General features: G+C 67.0%; 20 protein-coding genes. 10 read left to right on the top strand and 10 right to left on the bottom strand.

The genetic code is table 11. The features are described from left to right. Positions 1-16 precede the first annotated feature (16 nt). The 3 genes from ABD301_RS17420 to leuC all read right to left on the bottom strand — a co-directional run bounded on the left by ABD301_RS17420 (position 17) and on the right by leuC (position 3,086). On the bottom strand, positions 17-502 hold the full coding sequence (locus ABD301_RS17420) for an HU family DNA-binding protein (protein WP_344311309.1): 486 nt from the start codon (positions 500-502) through the stop codon (positions 17-19). A 556-nt stretch (positions 503-1,058) separates the two neighbouring features. Further along, entirely contained in the window at positions 1,059-1,655 is a 597-nt protein-coding gene (leuD, locus tag ABD301_RS17425) for a 3-isopropylmalate dehydratase small subunit (protein WP_163569092.1), read from the bottom strand. A 3-nt stretch (positions 1,656-1,658) separates the two neighbouring features. Continuing rightward, complete coding sequence (gene leuC, locus ABD301_RS17430) at positions 1,659-3,086, bottom strand: 3-isopropylmalate dehydratase large subunit (RefSeq protein WP_344311310.1); 1,428 nt, start codon at positions 3,084-3,086, stop codon at positions 1,659-1,661. 145 nt (positions 3,087-3,231) lie between these two features. On the opposite strand from leuC, the gene ABD301_RS17435 reads away from it, so the two are divergent. Next, complete coding sequence (locus ABD301_RS17435; protein WP_344311333.1) at positions 3,232-3,921, top strand: IclR family transcriptional regulator; 690 nt, start codon at positions 3,232-3,234, stop codon at positions 3,919-3,921. A 121-nt stretch (positions 3,922-4,042) separates the two neighbouring features. Here ABD301_RS17435 and ABD301_RS17440 read toward each other — a convergent pair whose 3' ends face one another. Together ABD301_RS17440 and ABD301_RS17445 are read right to left on the bottom strand one after the other, a co-directional pair. Next, the gene (locus tag ABD301_RS17440; protein WP_344311312.1) at positions 4,043-5,263 is read right to left on the bottom strand and encodes an amino acid deaminase/aldolase; all 1,221 of its coding nucleotides are present in this window, start codon (positions 5,261-5,263) and stop codon (positions 4,043-4,045) included. 2 nt (positions 5,264-5,265) lie between these two features. After that, positions 5,266-5,937 carry a TetR/AcrR family transcriptional regulator gene (locus tag ABD301_RS17445; protein WP_344311313.1) on the bottom strand — a complete coding sequence of 224 codons (672 nt, stop codon included), beginning with the start codon at positions 5,935-5,937 and terminating at the stop codon, positions 5,266-5,268. A 130-nt stretch (positions 5,938-6,067) separates the two neighbouring features. On the opposite strand from ABD301_RS17445, the gene ABD301_RS17450 reads away from it, so the two are divergent. From ABD301_RS17450 to ABD301_RS17460, 3 genes are read left to right on the top strand one after another with little or no spacing between them, the layout of a single operon-like run. Then, the gene (locus ABD301_RS17450; protein WP_344311314.1) at positions 6,068-7,444 is read left to right on the top strand and encodes a GH1 family beta-glucosidase; all 1,377 of its coding nucleotides are present in this window, start codon (positions 6,068-6,070) and stop codon (positions 7,442-7,444) included. Next, positions 7,441-8,706 carry an MFS transporter gene (locus tag ABD301_RS17455; RefSeq protein WP_344311315.1) on the top strand — a complete coding sequence of 422 codons (1,266 nt, stop codon included), beginning with the start codon at positions 7,441-7,443 and terminating at the stop codon, positions 8,704-8,706. Before ABD301_RS17450 ends, ABD301_RS17455 begins: the two co-directional genes overlap by 4 nt. Further along, positions 8,703-10,022, top strand: coding sequence for a D-arabinono-1,4-lactone oxidase (locus ABD301_RS17460; RefSeq protein ID WP_279580792.1), 1,320 nt, complete (start codon positions 8,703-8,705; stop codon positions 10,020-10,022). Before ABD301_RS17455 ends, ABD301_RS17460 begins: the two co-directional genes overlap by 4 nt. Here ABD301_RS17460 and ABD301_RS17465 read toward each other — a convergent pair. Then, positions 10,019-10,612 (bottom strand): TetR/AcrR family transcriptional regulator, encoded by a 594-nt coding sequence (locus tag ABD301_RS17465; RefSeq protein WP_344311316.1) that lies wholly within the window; start codon positions 10,610-10,612, stop codon positions 10,019-10,021. The two genes, ABD301_RS17460 and ABD301_RS17465, sit on opposite strands and share 4 nt — an antisense overlap. A gap of 235 nt (positions 10,613-10,847) precedes the next feature. On the opposite strand from ABD301_RS17465, the gene ABD301_RS17470 reads away from it, so the two are divergent. Beyond that, positions 10,848-11,288 carry a nuclear transport factor 2 family protein gene (locus ABD301_RS17470; RefSeq protein ID WP_163569096.1) on the top strand — a complete coding sequence of 147 codons (441 nt, stop codon included), beginning with the start codon at positions 10,848-10,850 and terminating at the stop codon, positions 11,286-11,288. A 22-nt stretch (positions 11,289-11,310) separates the two neighbouring features. Next, a complete protein-coding gene (locus ABD301_RS17475; RefSeq protein WP_163569097.1) occupies positions 11,311-12,015 on the top strand; it encodes a hypothetical protein in 705 nt (234 codons plus the stop codon). 35 nt (positions 12,016-12,050) lie between these two features. On the opposite strand, the gene ABD301_RS17480 is transcribed toward ABD301_RS17475, so the two are convergent. Further along, positions 12,051-12,929 carry an RNA polymerase sigma-70 factor gene (locus ABD301_RS17480; RefSeq protein ID WP_344311317.1) on the bottom strand — a complete coding sequence of 293 codons (879 nt, stop codon included), beginning with the start codon at positions 12,927-12,929 and terminating at the stop codon, positions 12,051-12,053. A gap of 138 nt (positions 12,930-13,067) precedes the next feature. On the opposite strand from ABD301_RS17480, the gene ABD301_RS17485 reads away from it, so the two are divergent. Next, complete coding sequence (locus tag ABD301_RS17485) at positions 13,068-13,553, top strand: carboxymuconolactone decarboxylase family protein (protein ID WP_344311318.1); 486 nt, start codon at positions 13,068-13,070, stop codon at positions 13,551-13,553. Here the strand turns inward: ABD301_RS17485 and ABD301_RS17490 are convergent. Beyond that, positions 13,546-14,409, bottom strand: coding sequence for a helix-turn-helix domain-containing protein (locus ABD301_RS17490; RefSeq protein ID WP_344311319.1), 864 nt, complete (start codon positions 14,407-14,409; stop codon positions 13,546-13,548). The two genes, ABD301_RS17485 and ABD301_RS17490, sit on opposite strands and share 8 nt — an antisense overlap. Before the next feature lie 53 nt (positions 14,410-14,462). On the opposite strand from ABD301_RS17490, the gene ABD301_RS17495 reads away from it, so the two are divergent. After that, complete coding sequence (locus ABD301_RS17495) at positions 14,463-15,656, top strand: Gfo/Idh/MocA family protein (RefSeq protein ID WP_344311320.1); 1,194 nt, start codon at positions 14,463-14,465, stop codon at positions 15,654-15,656. Between the two features lies 1 nt (position 15,657). Here the strand turns inward: ABD301_RS17495 and ABD301_RS17500 are convergent, their stop codons facing one another. After that, a complete protein-coding gene (locus tag ABD301_RS17500) occupies positions 15,658-16,332 on the bottom strand; it encodes a pyridoxamine 5'-phosphate oxidase family protein (protein ID WP_344311321.1) in 675 nt (224 codons plus the stop codon). An 11-nt stretch (positions 16,333-16,343) separates the two neighbouring features. Between ABD301_RS17500 and ABD301_RS17505 the strand changes: the two genes are divergently transcribed. Next, positions 16,344-16,928 carry a dihydrofolate reductase family protein gene (locus ABD301_RS17505; RefSeq protein WP_344311322.1) on the top strand — a complete coding sequence of 195 codons (585 nt, stop codon included), beginning with the start codon at positions 16,344-16,346 and terminating at the stop codon, positions 16,926-16,928. 73 nt (positions 16,929-17,001) lie between these two features. Here ABD301_RS17505 and ABD301_RS17510 read toward each other — a convergent pair whose 3' ends face one another. After that, a complete protein-coding gene (locus tag ABD301_RS17510) occupies positions 17,002-17,355 on the bottom strand; it encodes a VOC family protein (RefSeq protein ID WP_344311323.1) in 354 nt (117 codons plus the stop codon). A 175-nt stretch (positions 17,356-17,530) separates the two neighbouring features. On the opposite strand from ABD301_RS17510, the gene ABD301_RS17515 reads away from it, so the two are divergent. After that, the coding region (locus ABD301_RS17515) for a DUF222 domain-containing protein (RefSeq protein WP_344311324.1) at positions 17,531-18,104 on the top strand (574 nt) is incomplete at its 3' end.

Below are 18,104 nucleotides of genomic sequence, written 5' to 3' on the forward strand. Positions count from 1 at the left end.
GTTTTACGGCGGTGAGTTACCGCTTGCGGGCCGGGGCCTTCTTGGCCGGAGCCTTCTTGGCCGGAGCCTTCTTCGCGGCGGTGGCCTTGGTCGCGGCGGCCTTCTTGGCCGGAGCGGCCTTCTTGGCCGGGGCGGCCTTCTTCGCGACCGGCGCCGGTCCGCGGCTCGCACCAACGGCGGTGGCCTTGGTGGTCGCCTTCGCGCCGGGGGTCTTCGGCAGCTTCTTCGGGTCGGCCACCACGGTCTTGAAGCCAGTGCCCGGACGGAAAGCCGGAACGGCGGTCTTCTTGACCTTCACCGATTCGCCGGTGCGCGGGTTGCGGGCGGTACGGGCCGCGCGAACGCGCTTCTCGAACACACCGAAACCGGTGATCGCCACCCGGTCGCCCTTGGCCACGGTGCGCTGGATCTCGTCGACGATCTGCTCCAGAGCATTCGCCGCGGTCTTGCGGTCATCGAAGCGCGTCGTCAGCGCCTCAATGAACTCGGCCTTGTTAACCATTGTCCCCTCCAGGGTACATACCGGCCCCATCGAGGCCGCTCACCGGGGAACCGTAAGGCCAAAGCGCCAAAGACACAAATATTTGCCGGCCGGAAGTCGTTGCTCAGCAACGGTTTGGGGGGCCTCGGCGGGCCCGATCGGGGCCCTTACTGGCAAACCGGGGCGCACGCTCCGGTGACCCTGCGAGGGCCCAAAAGACCGGCCGGGGCGTTCCAGTCATGCCCCAGGATCATTACCATACAAGGAAAATCGACTCAAGCAAGGAAAGTGGCCGGACCACCGGCGATGCCCTCGACGGCCAACCTTGAACAGCCATCGGACCGGCGCCGCGACCGCGCCCCAAGTGCCACGGAAAAATTTTTCCAGTCCTGGCGTGTCGCGGCCGTGTCAGCGGCCTCAGATCCCCCCAACCGGGCCGATTCGGCGTCCGCGACTGCCCGACCGACGGACGCCGACCCGGCGATCCGCCGCTGTCCCGACCGACAAAACGCGGCGCCGAAAACGCGAAGGTGCCCTGCCGCTTTCGCGGGCAGGGCACCATCTGGAGCCGATGAGGTCAGGCGTCGACGGTCGTCCGGGGCAGATAGGACGGCCGGTTTCGTTCGTACGCGTCGATCTCGTCCACGTGCCGCAGCGAAAGGCCGATGTCGTCGATCCCCTCCATCAGCCGCCAGCGGGTGTAGTCGTCGATTTCAAAGGGCACGCCCTCAGAACCCCACCGCACCTCGCGGGCAGCCAGGTCCACAGTGACCTCAGTCTCGGGCTCATCGACGAGATCGTTCTGCAGTTGCTCGATGTGCTTCTGGTGCAGCACGGCGGCCAGCAGACCGGCCTTGCCTGAATTGCCACGGAAGATGTCGGCGAACCGGGACGAGAGCACCACCCGGAAGCCGTAGTCCATGAGCGCCCAGACCGCGTGCTCACGAGACGAGCCGGTGCCGAAATCGGAGCCGGCGACCAGAATCGAGGCGCCCGAGTAGCGCTCGTCGTTCAACACAAAGGTGGGATCGTTGCGCCAGGCCGAGAACAGCCCGTCGGCGAAGCCGGTCCGGGTGACCCGCTTCAGGTAGACCGCCGGGATGATCTGGTCAGTGTCGACATTGGACCGAAGCAGCGGTACGGCCCGCCCGGTGTGCACGGTGATCTTTTCCATCGCTCAGTCCTCCAGATCCGCCGGGGCGCTCAGGTGCCCGGTTACCGCGGTGGCGGCCGCCACCAAGGGCGACACCAGGTGCGTACGGCCACCCTTGCCCTGCCGGCCCTCGAAATTCCGGTTCGACGTGGACGCCGAGCGCTCCCCCGGAGCCAGTTGGTCCGGGTTCATACCGAGGCACATCGAACAACCGGCGCCACGCCATTGGGCGCCGGCCGCGGTAAAGATGTCGTGCAGTCCTTCTTCTTCAGCCTGCAGCCGCACTCGCGCCGAGCCTGGTACGACCAGCATTCTCACGCTGTCGGCGACCTTGTGCCCACGGATCACCGCGGCCGCGGCCCGCAGGTCCTCGATGCGGCCATTCGTGCAGGAGCCGAGGAAAACCGTGTCGACGGAAATGTCCCGGAGCGGGGTGCCGGGAGTGAGGTCCATGTACGCCAGCGCCCGCTCGGCCGAGGAACGGGCCGAGGGATCACTGAAAGACTCCGGATCGGGCACCGTCCCGCCCAGCGGCAGGCCCTGCCCGGGATTGGTGCCCCAGGTGACATACGGGGTGAGCACGGACGCGTCGAGTTCCACCACCTCATCGAAAACGGCGTCCACATCGGTGGCCAGCTCGCGCCACGCTTTCACCGCGGCGTCCCAATCCTCGCCTCGCGCCACGTGCCGGCGGCCCTGCAGATAGTCGAAGGTGGTGTCATCCGGGGCGATCATGCCGGCCCGCGCACCGGCCTCGATGCTCATGTTGCAGACCGTCATCCGGCCTTCCATGGACAACGACCGGATCGCGTCGCCGCGGTATTCCAGGACATATCCCTGGCCGCCGCCGGTGCCGATCTTGGCGATCAAGGCGAGAATGACGTCCTTCGCGGTGACGCCCTCGGCCAGCGAACCGGAAACCTCGACGGCCATCGTTTTGAAGGGCTTCAGCGACAAAGTCTGGGTGGCGAGCACGTGCTCGACCTCGCTGGTGCCGATCCCGAAGGCGAGCGCGCCGAAAGCGCCGTGGGTGGAAGTGTGACTATCTCCACAAACCACGGTCATTCCGGGCTGCGTCAAGCCCAACTGCGGGCCAATCACATGCACGATGCCCTGCTCGGCGTCGCCGAGTGGATAGAGCGGCACCCCGAATTCCTCGCAGTTGCGCCGAAGCGTCTCCACCTGCGTACGACTCACCGGGTCCGCGATCGGCTGGTCGAAATCGACAGTGGGGACATTGTGGTCCTCAGTGGCGACGGTGAGATCCGCACGGCGCAACGGACGGCCGGCCATCCGCAGCCCGTCGAACGCCTGCGGACTGGTCACCTCATGGAGAAGGTGAAGATCGATGTAGAGCAGATCCGGCTCGCCAGCGGCGGACCGAACCACGTGGCTGTCCCAGACTTTCTGGGCGAGGGTGCGTCCCATGCCAATTCCCGTCTGTCTTGTCATCGTGCACAGCTTGTCATCCTGCATAGTGGGATGATAATTTCGTACTGTGGGACAGACTACCAGCGGAACAGCGACCTCCGGCATCGCCGGTAATGGCAGTGCGCCTGCCAACGCGGACGGTACGGGCAGGTCGGTCGGCCGATCGATCGCCAGTGGCGTCGGCGTTCTGGACAAAGCGGTCGCCATTCTGGCCGCCACCGTGGACGGCGCCAGCCTCGCCGAACTCGTCGATCGCAGTGGTCTTCCGCGGGCGACGGCGCACCGGCTCGCGCAGGCGTTGGAGGTGCACCGGCTGTTGATTCGGGACGCGCAGGGCCGGTGGCGGCCGGGACCGCGGCTCGGCGAGTTGGCGAATTCCGCGCCCGACGTGCTGCTCAATGCCGCTGGTCCGGTGTTGACCGCTTTGCGGGACGCGACCGGCGAAAGCGCGCAGCTTTACCTGCGCCGCGCCGAAGAACGCATCTGCGTGGCCGCCGCCGAGCGGTCCAGCGGGCTGCGGGACACCGTTCCGGTGGGTGCCGGGCTGCCGATGACAGCTGGCTCGGCGGCGCAGATTCTGCTCGCCTGGGAACCGCCGGAATCGGTGCTGCCGCTGCTGCCACGGGCCCGGTTTTCCGGCCGTACGCTCGCCGAAGTGCGCCGCCGCGGCTGGGCCGCCACCGCCGGCGAGCGGGAGCCGGGAGTGGCCAGCGTGTCCGCGCCGATTCGGGACCGCGGTGGCCGGGTGATCGCCGCGGTCAGCATTTCCGGCCCGATCGAGCGCCTCGGCCGCCGCCCCGGCGACCGGCACGCCGTCTCGGTCGTACGAGCCGGCCACCGACTTTCCGGTCTGTAGAAAGCCCGGAGGCCAGCTGCCGTAGTGACATGAGCACTTCTCCGCCGGACCAGGAAATCGCCACCGCGTTCAAGCTCGCGCTGGACCTGCCCGCACTGCACCTGCCCGCACAGCCTTACGTCTACCCGAAAGCCTGACCTTCGCCGCGATAGGTCGGCACCGTGTCGACAATCCGGCCGCCGTCGATGAGGTGCAGATCGTTGACGTGCTCGCAAAGTTCGCCGGCCTTGCCGTGCCGGAACCAGACCCGCTCCCCCACCCGCAGCGAGTCGGCTGCAGCGCCGCGCAAGGGCGTCTGCACTTCGCCGGCGCCCTCGGAGTCGATCATCCGCAGCCCGGCTGGGAAAACCGGCGCCGGCACCCGGTTCGGCAACTGCGGGCCGGACGCGATCCAACCGGCGCCGCCGACGGTGACGATGCCGGCCGCCGGCCGGCGGGTCACCGCGAGCGCGAACAGCGCTGACGGATAAGGCTTGAAGGCCCGGTATTCATCGAAAAGTCGCGGCGCGTAGAGGCCGGACCCGGCGGCCACCTCGGTGATCGCAGACTCCCGTACGGTCCGCTCGACACTGCCGGTGCCGCCACCGTTGACGAATTCCAGGTCGGCGAGCACCGCCACGGCCGCCACCACCGCGGCCCGGCGCTGCATCAGCTCGGCCGCGGACGCCGCCTGCACGGCCCGGATCGCGAGGCCACGCAAGGGATTGCCCGGCGGCCGGTCGCCCAGGCCGGCGATCTGCCCTTCGTACGACATGATGCCGACCAACCGGAATCGCGGCCGGTCCACGATTTTGCGGGCCAGCGTGACAGCGGAGGCGACGCTGTGCACCGGGGAGCGCCGGGTGCCCAGGTGCACCCGGCCACCGGCGAGCCGCAGGGAGGCGTCCAGGTCCAGGCACAACCGCAGCGGTGGCCCGGAAATCCCGGCGACCGCGGCCTCGATCAGGTCCAGGTGCTCGGTGCTGTCGACCATCAATGTGACGCGGGCAGCCAGCCTCGCGTCCATCGCCAGCCGCCGCAACGATCCCGCGTCGGTGGTCGGGTAGGCCACCACCACGTCATCGAAATCCGCTGCCAGCCACAGCGATTCGGCCAGCGAGTACGACAGAATCCCGGCGAAACCGTCGATCGCCAGCACCTGGCGCAGGATGTCCCGGCAGCGCACCGATTTGCTGGCCACCCGGATCGGCCGGCCGGCGGCCCTGCGGACCAAGTCGGCCGCGTTTGCCCGCAACGACGGCACATCCACCACCGCGAAGGGGGGCGCGAGACCAGCGGTGGCCTCGTCCAGGATGGCGCGGCTGAGCTGCGGGACGGGATTTGCGGGAGAAGTAACAGTCATCGTCACGCCCGGCCCGCCGCGGCCGGCCGGCGACGTTCTCGACGGGCCGGCCGAGCGGCCCGCGTCGACGGTGCCAGTCGGTTCGCCCGGCTGAGCGCGGCGAACTGGTCCGCGCTCGCGTCCAGCACCGCGAGGGCCTGCGCGGAGTCCCGGTCCACCAGCCAATTCAGCGTCAGTCCGTCCAGCAACGTCACCAACATCCGGGCCAGTACGTCCAAAGGCAGCAGCCACTCGACCTCGCACGCGACTCCGATCCGCTCGATCATCTCCCGGCAGCCGGCCTGATACCGCGCGTACTGCCGCTGAGCCAGGTCCTCCAGCCCGGGCGTACGCAGCGCGACCTGAGTCAGCTCGTACAGCACCTGATGCTCTCCAGGGGCTTCCTCGACCAGCTGCCAATACGCCCGGAGTGCGCCGCGAATGGTCACCTCAAGACCGTCTTCGGGCGTCAGCACGTCGGCCGCGGCCCGCACCTCGCGGGCCACCATCTGCTCCGCGAGCTCACCGAGCAGCTCGTTCTTGGACCGGAAACAGTAGTGGAAACTGGAAAGTGGCATGCCTGCCTCGGCGGCGATGGCCCGGGTGGTGGCCGCGCCGACGCCGTCGGCGGCCATCACCCGGAAGGCGGCGGCGACCAGCTGGCGCCGCCGCTCCTCGGCCGGGATTCGTACCACGGGGGCCTCCTCGTCCGTCGCAGGATCCCAGAATGCGGTCGGCCAACCGTCTTAGTCAAGCGTTTCGGACACTTGACTAAGACGGTTGACCCATTCACACTTGCCGGCATCGCGGCGAGAGGATGCCCTGTTGAGAGCCACTGTGACAGCCAACGGACCGGGCCGCCTGCCGGCGGACTTCGACTGGGGCGTGGCCACGTCCGCGTACCAGATCGAGGGGGCGAGCGACGCCGACGGCCGCACGCCATCGGTGTGGGACACCTTCGCCGCGGAGCCCGGCCGGATCGCCGGCGGCGACCTCGCCGACCCCGGTTGCGACCACTACCACCGGTGGCGGGACGACCTCGATCTGCTGGCCGGGCTCGGCGTCCACTCGTACCGGTTCTCGATTTCCTGGTCCCGGGTGATTCCGGGCGGTCGTGGTACGGGCAATCCGCGAGGACTCGCTTTCTATGACCGTCTTGTCGACGCGTTGCTCGCCGCCGGAATCGACCCGGTGATCGCGCTCTTTCACTGGGATCTGCCGCAGGACCTGCAGGACGCGGGCGGCTGGACCGCTCGCGACACCGCTTACGCTTTCGCCGACTACGCCCTGGAAATCGGCACCGCGCTGGCCGACCGGGTGAGCCGCTGGGCGACCATGAACGAGCCGTTCGAACATTTCGCGCTGGGCCACGTGATCGGCCTGCACGCGCCCGGCCAGACGCTGACCGGCGACGAGGCTTTCTCGGTGGCACACCATCTTCTGCTTGGCCACGGCCTCGCCGCGCAGGCGCTGCGGACCACTGGCGCCCGGCAGGTCGGCCTTATCAACAGCTATGCACCCGTACGACCGGCATCCACGGACCCGGCCGACGGCCCCGCCGTTTCCGCGCTGGATGCGATCCAAAACCGGCTTTTCACCGATCCGGTGCTGCTCGGCGGATATCCGGCCGGGCTGGAAGCGTTCGGGATGGACCCGCACGGCGCCCTGGTACGGCCCGGCGACCTGCAGGAAATCGCCACCCCGCTGGACTATTTGGGCGTCAACTACTACACCGTCCTTGGTGCCGGCGCACCGCAGGACGGCGACCCACTGCCATTTCGACTGACAGATCCGCCCGGGTACGAGCACACCGCGTCCGGTTGGCCGGTGGCGCCGGTCGGGATGCGGGACACTCTGCAGATGTTGCGAGAGCGCTACCAACAGGCCCTGCCGCCCTTGTACGTCACCGAAACCGGCGCGGCCTACGACGACAAGCCGGACGCCGAAGACTTTTGTGACGACACCGAGCGGATCGCCTTCCTGTCCGCGCATGTGGCCGCGGTCGCCGACGCGGTCGAGGCCGGTGTGGACGTACGCGGCCTGATGGTGTGGTCACTGCTGGACAACTTCGAGTGGGCCGAGGGCTTCGCCAAACGCTTTGGCCTGGTGCAGGTGAACTTCGAAACCGCCAAGCGCACCCCCAAAGCCTCTTACCAGTGGTACCGAGATCTGATCAAGCAGCAATCCGAGGCGACCTCGTGAGCGCCGTACAACCGGTGCCACTCGCCGATCATCCGGTGGCGTTGACCGAGCCGAAAGTCCGGGTGTCCCGGCTGTGGATCGCCCTGCTGTCACTGTCCAATGTGGGGCTGTGGCTGGCCTTCCTCACGCCGGTGGAAATCCTGCTGCCCAACCAGATCGCCGCGCTGGACCCGACCGGCAAGGTGATCGCGCTGAGCTGGGTGACCGGCGCGGGCGCCGCGGTGTCGGTGGTGGCCAACCCGCTTTTCGGCGCGCTGTCGGACCGTACGGTCTCCCGCTTTGGCCGCCGGCATCCGTGGACCCTGTGCTCGATGATCACCGGCGCGATCGCGGTGGTGTTGGTGGGCCTGCAAACCAGCGTGCTGGGCGTCGCGATTTGTTGGATGGCCGTGCAACTCTGCCTGAACGCGATGACCGCGACGCTGACCGCGGCGGTGCCAGACCGGGTGCCGGCCGAACAGCGTGGCCTGGTGTCGGCGTGGGCCAGCCTGCCGCAGGTGATCGGCCCACTGATCGGCATCGCGCTGGTCACTGTCCTTATTGCCAGCCAATCTGCCGCGTACGCCGCGCTGGCCGTTCTGTTGATCGCGCTGGCGCTGCCGTTTGTGTTGCTGACCAAGGATGATCCGCTGCCCCCGCAGGCTCGGCCGGCCTGGTCCCTGAGCCGATTTCTGCGCGGCTTCTGGGTGAGCCCGCGAGCGTACCCGGACTTCGCCTGGGCCTGGGCGTGCCGTTTCCTGGTCCAGCTCGGCAACTTCATGATGACGCTCTACATTCTCTACTTCCTCACCGACGCCGTGCACTATCCCGATCCGCAGACCGGTTTTCTCATTGTCACGGCCGCTTTCAGCGCCGGCATCCTGCTCACCTGCATCACCGGCGGCGCCATCAGCGACCGGCTGGGCCGGCGCAAGGTCTTCGTCTTCGGGTGTTCGATCGTCCAGGTGATCGGATCGCTGATCGTGGTCGGCTGGCAGACCTGGCCGGCCACCCTGATCACCGGACTGGTGCTGGGCCTCGGATTCGGGATGTACTTGAGCGTCGACCAGGCGCTGATCACCCAGGTGCTGCCGGTTGCCAAGGACCGCGCCAAAGATCTCGGCATCATCAACATCGCCAACTCCGCGCCGCAGGTGCTCGCGCCCGCGGTGGCCGGGGTGGCCATCACCTATCTCGGCGGATATCGCGGCATGTTCCTGCTCGCCGCGGTCGTCACCTTGCTCGGTGCCCTCGCCGTCATCCCGATCCGGAGCGTTCGATGACTTCACCCATCTCCCGCTGGTCCAACTGGGCCGGCAACCAGCGCGCCACCGGCGTGACCGTGCACCATCCGCGTGGTACGGCCGAAATAGCCGCGACGGTGGCGCGGGTCCGGTCCGGCGGTGGCCGGCTGAAGGCGATCGGCAGCGGCCATTCCTTCACCGCGATCGGGCGGCCGGAAGGCCATCAGGTGGCTTTCGACCGGCATGCCGGACTCGTCGCGCTGGACCGCGCGACCGGCCTGGTGACCGTCGAGGCCGGTATGACTATCCGTACGCTCAACGCGATCCTGCGCCAAGCCGGGTTGTCGATGACCAATCTTGGTGATATTGACAAGCAAACTGTCAGCGGCGCGGTCTCCACTGGTACGCACGGCACCGGCGCCACCTTCGGCGGGATCGCCACCCAGATCCGCGGGCTGGAACTGGTGGTGGCCGACGGCACCGTGCTGACCTGTACGGCCAAGGAAAACCCAGAGGTCTTCGCCGCCGCCCGGGTCGGGCTCGGCGCGCTGGGACTCATTTCGACGGTCACTTTCCAGACCGAGCCGGCTTTCGCGATTTGCGCGGAAGAAGGACCAATGCCTCTAGACGAGGTGCTGTCCGGTCTGGACGCGCTCGCCGACGGGACCGACCATTTCGAGTTCTACTGGTTCCCGCACACCGAGGTGGCGCTGACCAAACGCAACACCCGGCTGCCGTACGACACCCCGCTTTCGCCTTTGCCACGCTGGAAAACCATGGTGGACGACGAGCTGCTCTCGAACGTGGCCTTCGCCGGCGTGATCGGGCTGTCCCGGCGGGTGCCAGCTGGCATTCCGCGGCTGAACCAGCTCACCGCTCGCGCGCTGGGCGCCCGTACGTTCACCGACTACTCCTCGGAGATCTTCGTCTCGGCTCGCCGGGTGCGGTTCGTGGAGATGGAGTACGCCGTGCCGCGCGCCGACTTGGCGGCTGTGGTCACCGAAATCCGGTCCATGATCGAGAGCACCGGCCTGCGGATTCCGTTCCCGATCGAGGTGCGAGTGGCCGCGGCGGACAACATCGCACTGTCCACGGCCGCCGGCCGGGAGAGCGGCTACGTCGCCGTCCACCTGCCCATTGGCACCGACTTCTGGCCGTACTTTCGCGCGGTGGAAGCGATTGCCGGTCAGGTGCAAGGCCGGCCGCACTGGGGCAAAATGCACAGCCTCGACGCGTCCGCGGTGCGTGAGCGCTATCCGCGGTTCGACGAGTTCGTCGCGCTGCGCGACAAGCTCGACCCGACCGGACTGTTCACCAACGCCTATCTCGACCGGGTGCTGGGCGGTCGGAGCTAAACCTTCGCGCGCATTCCGTCGGTGACGACGGTGACCAGGTGTCCGACCCGGCTCGGATCGGGCAGCTGGTCTTTGGCTCGCAGGCAGCCAAACAGCAGCGCCCACACGTCGTCCAGATCCAGGTCAGGGCGAACCGCGCCGGCGGCCTGAGCCCGCCGGAGCAACTGGCCGGCGACCTTCCAGATCTGCTCGGACCCGCCGCGAAATCCGTAACCGCTGGACAACTCGAGCGCGTCGACCAACGCCTTGTTCAGCGATGCCTGCTCGATCTTGCGGGTGAAGAACTCGAAGAAAGCGGCGCCCGCGTCCGGCGTCGCCAGCAGTGCCTCCCCGTCCCCCAGCAGCCCCTGCACCCGCTCGGCGACGACCGCCTCAAAAAGCGCCTCTTTGGTGGGAAAATGCCGATAGACGGTGCCGGCGCCGACGCCGGCCCGGCGGGCGATCTCGTCCAGCGGCACCGCGAGACCCTGTTCGGCGAAGACCTCCTCGGCAGCCGCCAACACTCGGAGCCGGTTGCGGCGAGCGTCGGCTCGCATCGGGGGGGCCGCAGTTTCCGGCGCGGCAGCGGCAACCGCGGTCTCTTTCGCCATCACCCGAGTATCCCCTTTTCTCGGCTTTTGACAAACGGGGCGAGCGTTCCGTATATTTGAAGAAGCGGGGCGTACGTTCCGCTTGCATTTTCGGGGGACGAGGAGAGACATAAGCACAACGGCGGCGACCCCCAGGTCGTCGTGGTCGAATTCGAGGCGTACGGCGTCACGGTCAGCACCGGCGAGAAACTTCCGGCACTCACCGCCTGATTCCGACCTTTTCTCAGGAGATCCCATGGTTGACAACAGCCCCCGCAAGGTCGTCGAGCGATTCATCGAGGCCTCGGCCCGAGGCGCGTACGACGAGCTCGTCGATTTCTACGCAGAAGACGTGGTCATCGAGATACCTTTTGCCCCGCCCGGTTTTCCGCGGGTTTCGGACGGCGGCCGGGAGGAGTTCCGGGCCCGTACCAAGACGATCGAGGGCCTGTGGACGATTGATGGCATCGACCCGGTACGAATCCACGAGACCGCCGATCCGGAGGTCGTCATCGCCGAATTCACTATGCACCGGACAGTCACCGCGACCGGGAAGCCGATGAGCGGTGACTACATCATGGTGATAACAGTCCGGGACGGCCTGATCGCACATTCTCGCGACTACGCCAATCCGATGGCGAGCGCGGTGGCATTCGGTCGGCTACAGGAACTGGTTGACGCGTACGAAAGTCAGTGATGTTCCAAAAAAAAAGGCGAGGGTGACGTTTGAGCAATCAAACGTCACCCTCGCTGCGGGGATTTTCTATCGAGCGGCAGGCGGCAGTGGTGCCGCCGAGTCGCTGGCCGGCGGAGGTGCCGGCGAGTCGGTGGCCGGCGGCGGCGCCGGGGAGTCCGAAGTGGACGGTGGCGGCGGCGAGGCCGGCGGGCACGGGCTGCCCGGGGCCGACGGCGGTGCACTCACGGGCGGAGCACTGACCGGCGGGGCCGAGACGGGTGGGGCACTCACCGGCGGTGCACTCACCGGCGGAACGCTCTCGGGCGGCGCTGGCGGTGCGCTGACCGGCGGCGCCGACGGGTCGTCGCTGTCCCGGAGCCTTGGCATCGCGGACGCCGGGGTGCTGTCGGTCGGCGCCGGAGCCGCCGTGTCAGTCGGTGGTGGTACGGGGCAAGGCTGGCACGCGCCGGGTGGCGGGCAGGGGTCGTACGCCGCTCCCGCGCGGGACATTCCCGCGCCGACGAGTGCCGCCAGCACCACAGACGCGCCGGCCACCACAGTGATGGACGTGACGATCCTGGGCCACCGCTTTCGTTCCGTGCCTTCCATCGGTCCTCCCTGGTTCTCGGTCTGGATACGTCGGCCGCCGCACGCTCAAAACACGCTTACCGCAGCTCACAGCCATATCCTTGACCAGGTCAGCGTCCCATTAGTACCGATTTCTGGCAAATTGTCCTTATCCCATTAGTCCCATTGACCCGTACCGCCTCACCCGACACGCGCTTAGCGGCTCAGGGTCGTCTCGTGCTCCATTCGGGACAGCTTGGCGGGATTGCGTACGGCGTAAAGGCCGGTGATGAGTCCGTCGTCGACACGTACCGCGATGACGGTGTCGATCTCGCCGTCGAGGTGCAGGAGCAGCGCCGGGCAACCGTTGACCTGCGCCGGCCGCAGCGACATCGTGGTGGCGATCCGCCCCAGCCCGGCCGCCAGCAGCCGGCCCACCTTGTCGGCGCCGACAATCGGCAGGCGTACGGCCTGTACGACGCCGCCACCGTCGCCCAGGAAAACCACGTCGGGCGCGAGGACGTCCAGCAGCTGTTGCAGATCGCCGGTTTCCACCGCCCGCTGGAACGCCTCGAACGCGTCCTTGGTCTCGGCCCGGGAAACCGCCCCACGCGGCCGGCGCGCGGCGACGTGTTCGCGGGCCCGATGGGCGATCTGGCGAACCGAAGCCGCGTTCTTGTCGACCGCTTCGGCGATCTCCTCGTACCCCAGCCCGAACACCTCACGCAGCACGAACACCGCCCGCTCGGTGGGCGTGAGGGTCTCCAGCACCAGCAGCATCGCCATCGAAAGGCTGTCCGCCAACTCGACGTCCTCGGCCACGTCGGGGGTGGTCAGCAGTGGCTCGGGCAGCCACGGGCCGACGTACGACTCCTTCCGGCGACCCAGCGTCCGCAACCGTCCGAGCGCCTGCCGGGTGGTGATCCGGACCAGGTACGCGCGCTGGTTCCGGACGGTGTCGAGATCGACGCCGGCCCAGCGCAGCCAGGTTTCCTGAAGGACGTCCTCGGCGTCAGCGGCCGAGCCGAGCATCTCGTACGCGACGGTGAACAGCAGATTGCGGTGCTCAACGAATGCCTCGGTGGCCCCATCCATAAGTGGCTCCTTCGCTTTCCCATCAGACGCCGAGCACCAGCGTCTTGTGACAGTGGCGTAGGTCACCGTCACAACCGTCGAACAGCCGGCATCTCATGTTCGTCCACCGCACACAAAGACCACGAGTGAGGACGAGTCATGGACCCCCGATTCAACCTGTTCGACAACGAGCTCGCCGCCAAGTTCGGCAAGCGGTTCGCCAACACCAGCATGGTCATCGGCCAGTCGCCGCTGCCCAAGTCGACCCAGGCGCTGGTCAGCCTGCGGGCCAGCCAGATCAACGGCTGTGGCTTCTGCACCGACATGCACACCAAGGACGCGGCGGCCGCCGGCGAGACCGCGGTCCGGCTCCACCTGGTCGCCGCCTGGCGGGAGGCCACTGTGTTCACCGACGCCGAGCGGGCCGCGCTGGCGCTCACAGAGGAGGGCACTCGGATCGCGGATGCCCACGTCGGCGTGTCCGACGAGACCTGGGCGCAGGTACGCAAGCACTACGACGATGACCAGACCGCCGCGCTGCTGTGCCTGGTCGCGCTGATCAACGCGGCTAACAGACTCAACGTCATGGTGCGTACGCCGGCGGGTTCGTACCAGCCGGGGATGTTCGACACTCTGGTCAGCTGACCGGATCATGGTGCCGCCGAAACGCCGCCGGCGGCATCCCGCAGGTGGTGGTGAACGCCGTATAGAAGCGGCTGATAGAGCCAAAACCCGACCGAGTGGCCACCCGCTCGATCGGTAGGTCGGTGGTGACCAGGAGGCGGCGGGCCTCGGCGAGCCGCCGCCGAACCAGGTAGTCACCGATCGTCATGTGCATGACCTTGCGGAACTGCGGCATCGCGTAGTTGGAATGCAGGCGTACGGCGGCGGCGATGTCGGCGATCGTGAGCGGCTCCCGGAAGTGTTCGGCGATGTGCCGGACCATCGCGACGACCTGGCGCAGCGTCGGGTCCGCCCCGGAATACTGGCGTACGGGCTGGCCGACCGTACCCAGCGCGAGGCGACGGACCCGCGCCTGGACCTCCAGCAACGCGATCTGCCGGCGCTCGACCTCGGCGCTGGCCAGGTCCGCAGCCCATTGGGTGAAATGCGACGGATCCGTGGGGGTGGCGGCCGCCGGCGCGGACACCAGCGGGACGCCGGACAGCAGGCGGGTGACCAGCTGATCCGGCAGTCCCCAGCCCAGGAACGTCTCGAACGGGACGTAGATCCAGTGCGCGCGGGTCGCGGAATTCGCCACCAGCTGATGGGGCACGGCGGCCCAGAACGCGGCCAGGCAGCCAGGCCCGACCTCGACCGGGACGCCACCGAACAGGTAGAGCATCGTGCCGCCGTCGGCCACCAGGTTGAGCTCCAGGTCATCGTGCTGGTGGGCGGCATGCATCACGGCCGGCTCGCCGGCCCACCCGACCAGTCCCCCGGACGCGACCTGAGGATCCAAGACCTTCTCGCTTTCATCGCTGAAGACTTCGCGGATCATAGGCTCCTAGCGTCAAGGGCGTCCACGATTCGTTCCCCAGCGAGGAGCTCAGCGTGTTTTCTCTTGCTGTCGTTGGAGCTGGCCAGTTCGCCGGCCAGTTCGCGCGGCTGTGGCGCCTACATCCGGGTGTGGGCGACATTTTCGCGACCGACCTGTTGCCCGAGCGCGCCGAGCGACTGGTCGCCGACCATGGTTTGGCCGGGGCCTTGCCGTCATTCGACGTGGTGCTGGACTCCGAGGTCGACGCGGTGGCGATCTTCACCCAACGCTGGTTGCACGGCCCGCTGGTCGTACGGGCACTACGGGCCGGCAAACACGTCTATTCCGCGGTGCCGATGGCGGTGACGGAACAGGAGATCGCGGACATCATCGACGCCGTACGCGACACGGGTCTGACGTACATGATGGGCGAGACCAGCCACTACAACCCGGCGACCGTGCATGCCCGCAACCAGGTCGCGGCGGGTGCGTTCGGACGGCTTTTCTACGCCGAAGGCGACTACATCCACGACATGGATCTCGGATTTTACGAGGCGTACCAATACAGCGGCGGCGAGCAGTGGAAGTCAACCGCGAGCTATCCGCCGCTGATGTATCCGACGCATTCCATCGGCGGCATTCTCGGTGCCTGGCAGACGTACGCGACCAGTGTGTCCGCGATCGGTGTCGTGGACCAGCGCGGCGACGGCGTCTTCGACCAGAAAGTCAGCATGTTCGAGAACGACTTTTCCAACGCCACCGGACTTTTCGAGGTAGCCGGCGGCGGATCCTTTCGTACGAACGAATTCCGCCGGGTCGGCTATCCGTCTCACATCAGGGAATCCCGTTTTCGGTTCTTCGGCACCGAGGGCAGCATGGAGCAGTTGGCGACAGTCAGCCTCTGGCAGGACAAGAACGGCGTCGAGGACATCACCGATCAGCTTTTGCCCAGTGCCGTACGAGATGTCAACGACCCCTCCCTCGCCCACGTCGCGCCCGCTCTGCGCGACGCCTTCACGTCGGGCTCCGCACCCGTACACGACCGGTCGCGGTTGCCCACGGAATTCGCCACCGCGGGCAACGGCCACGAAGGCAGCCATCATTTCCTCGCCGACGATTTCGTGACGGCGGTGAACACCCGATCGTTGCCGCCAGTCAACGCCTGGGTTTCGGCCCGCTACACCTTGCCGGGCATCATCGCGCACCAGTCAGCGCTCAAAGGCGGCGTCCGCCTGGACATCCCGGAGTTCGGCGAAGCCCCTGCCTGACCTACCCGAGGTCGACGGTGACTCGAGAGTCGGCGCCGGTGGCGCCGCCGCGTACGAGGACGGAATGTTCGAGGGCGGTTGCCCGATAGAGCCGGTAAAGCCCTGAATCACGCAGCTCAGCGAGGGTGAAATGTTTCTCGCGCGGAAGTCGGCGGTGGTAGATCGCGGCCGCTTCCTCGATTTCGTCGTCGGGCACTTTTGTGGCTCGCGCGCTGAGGTACACGGCTTCGGCCTGCCCGATGGGTACCCGCGAGTCGTAGATCGCCATGCTGACCTGCGGACGCAGAGCGATGTTGCGGGAATGCCGGGTGTCCGGTCCGGAGACCCAGAAGAATTCGCGACAGTCCTGATGGGAAAAGAAAATGGGGCTAACCCACGGCGTTCCGTCCGCGTCGGCGGTGCCCAACGCCAAGTATTTATGGTCGGCGATCAGTTCACGTACACGGTCCGCGGTGGTCACATGACTACCGGCAGCGAGTGCCATCGCTCCTCCTTCGGTTGGTACGCCGACGATCTCCGCCACCGGGCGTACCGGCATCTGTGGCACCACGGATTCTGCCCCAATCTGTCGGTGGCCGGCCAGCGACTCCGCGACCACGCCGGCTTCCAGCTGCTGCGCGCCGCGTCGCGATGAGTTTTGTGGTCGGTGGCAGTCTGTTCCACTGTCGACGATCACCGGAGGGTTCCATGGGCAAGGTCTTCACCCACATGACGATGTCGCTAGACGGATATATCGCCCAGCCAGATGACCAAGTTGGGGAGTTGTTCGAGTGGTACGACGCCGGCGAGGTGGTGGTGCCCAGCGGCAACGAGGGAATCGGGTTCGCCCTTGATCCGGCGAGCGCCGAAATGCTCAGCGACATCATCGCGAACACCGGCGTACTGGTCGCGGGTCGGCACCTTTTCGACATCACCAACGGCTGGGGAGACCACCACCCCGTCGGCGCGCCGGTCGTGGTCGTGACGCACTCACTGCCGTCCGACGCGGGCAAGTGGCCCCGGGCGACTTTCGTCAACGGTGTCGGGGCGGCCGTCGACCGAGCCAAGGAGATCGCCGGCGACAAGAATGTCTGCATCGCGAGCACGACGGTCGCCCGGCAGGCGCTGGAACTCGGCCTGGTCGACGAAGTGTGGGTGAGTCTCGCACCGGTCATTTTCGGGGAAGGTATCCGCTATTTCGGCGCGCTGGCCGGCGGCCACCAACTGCTCGAGGATCCGACCGTCATTCAGGGCAAGCGCGCCGTACACCTGCGCTATCCCGTACGCCGGTGATCTTGTCGTTGTCGACTCCCCTGCATCTGGTTCAACAGGCTCCTGGTTCCAGGCGTAGCCCGGGAGCCAGAAGTCAGCTGGGTTGCCACAGCTCGAGCCGATTGCCCTCCGGATCGGTGACCCAGCCGAACTGCCCGACACCCTCCATCTCCTGAGTTTCCTCGGCCACGTCCGCGCCCTTGGCGCGCAACTGAGCGAGCATCGCGGCCAAGTCACGGACCCGGAAGTTGAGCATCGTGCGTTGGTCGCGAGAACCGAAATAGTCTGTCCCGGACTCGAAAGTCGCGAAGACCGTCTCCCCGGCCTCCGGACGCCAGATGCCGTTCTCGTCGGTGTCCAAGCCCAGGCAGTCGCGATACCAGGCACCCAGCGCCGCCGGATCGGTGGCCCGGAGGAAGTATCCGCCAATTCCCAGCACATGTTCCATGTCAGTATCATGCCAGGACCGCGCTCGTACGATGAAGCGACACATAGCCGGGTTGTGTTGTGCTTAGGCCTTGAACGCGCACGCTCTACGTTTTGTTGGGGGCATTGAGAAAATGAGCATGTCCTGATAGGCGAAACGCGGTCAAACTGTCAGTGGTGACGGTAGAATTAGTGTCATGGCCGCTGGCGAGGAAGTCCCCACTCCAGAGCTCTGGATGTGTCGCCCCCGGCAACTGGCCGACCTGCTGCGCGAAGCTGAACAGGACGTCCGGCGCCGGCAAGCGCGGGTGCTGGATATTGTCGCGGCGATTCACCAGAACAAGGTCGGGAAGGCTCTCGGGCACGAAACCACCATCGGCATGCTCCAAGACAACCTGCTGCTATCGCCCACCGAAGCCGGTCGACGTCTCAAACGAGCCCTGAACCTGTGCAACAGCGAAACCCTCACCGGTGAAACACTCGCACCCAAGCTTGGCATTGTCAGTGAATCCATGCGTCGAGACGAGCTCGCGGACTCCCAAATCGACACCATCATCGGCATCGTCAACAAACTCCCCGCCCGCGTCAACATCAAAGAACGCGAAGACGCAGAGACTTCCCTGGTGGAACACGCGAAAAGCTACCCCGCCCGCCGGCTCGTCGAACTCGGCCAACGCATCCACGACCACCTCGACCCCGACGGCCCCGCACCCACCGAACGCGAAAACGAGAAACCCAGGCGCGAACTAAACCTGCACACCGGGAGAGACG

This window comes from Fodinicola feengrottensis (assembly GCF_039530045.1).
Classification (GTDB): Bacteria; Actinomycetota; Actinomycetes; order Mycobacteriales; family HKI-0501; genus Fodinicola; species Fodinicola feengrottensis.

What these genes read in the sequence shown, in the direction of transcription:
- ABD301_RS17510 (WP_344311323.1), bottom strand. Translation starts at nt 17,355, where the DNA reads ATGGAACATGTGCTGGGAATTGGCGGATACTTCCTCCGGGCCACCGAT.
- ABD301_RS17460 (WP_279580792.1), top strand. Translation starts at nt 8,703, where the DNA reads ATGACTTCACCCATCTCCCGCTGGTCCAACTGGGCCGGCAACCAGCGC.
- ABD301_RS17480 (WP_344311317.1), bottom strand. Translation starts at nt 12,929, where the DNA reads ATGGATGGGGCCACCGAGGCATTCGTTGAGCACCGCAATCTGCTGTTC.
- ABD301_RS17505 (WP_344311322.1), top strand. Translation starts at nt 16,344, where the DNA reads ATGGGCAAGGTCTTCACCCACATGACGATGTCGCTAGACGGATATATC.
- ABD301_RS17465 (WP_344311316.1), bottom strand. Translation starts at nt 10,612, where the DNA reads ATGGCGAAAGAGACCGCGGTTGCCGCTGCCGCGCCGGAAACTGCGGCC.
- leuC (WP_344311310.1), bottom strand. Translation starts at nt 3,086, where the DNA reads ATGACAAGACAGACGGGAATTGGCATGGGACGCACCCTCGCCCAGAAA.
- ABD301_RS17485 (WP_344311318.1), top strand. Translation starts at nt 13,068, where the DNA reads ATGGACCCCCGATTCAACCTGTTCGACAACGAGCTCGCCGCCAAGTTC.
- ABD301_RS17440 (WP_344311312.1), bottom strand. Translation starts at nt 5,263, where the DNA reads ATGACTGTTACTTCTCCCGCAAATCCCGTCCCGCAGCTCAGCCGCGCC.
- ABD301_RS17420 (WP_344311309.1), bottom strand. Translation starts at nt 502, where the DNA reads ATGGTTAACAAGGCCGAGTTCATTGAGGCGCTGACGACGCGCTTCGAT.
- leuD (WP_163569092.1), bottom strand. Translation starts at nt 1,655, where the DNA reads ATGGAAAAGATCACCGTGCACACCGGGCGGGCCGTACCGCTGCTTCGG.
- ABD301_RS17490 (WP_344311319.1), bottom strand. Translation starts at nt 14,409, where the DNA reads ATGATCCGCGAAGTCTTCAGCGATGAAAGCGAGAAGGTCTTGGATCCT.
- ABD301_RS17470 (WP_163569096.1), top strand. Translation starts at nt 10,848, where the DNA reads ATGGTTGACAACAGCCCCCGCAAGGTCGTCGAGCGATTCATCGAGGCC.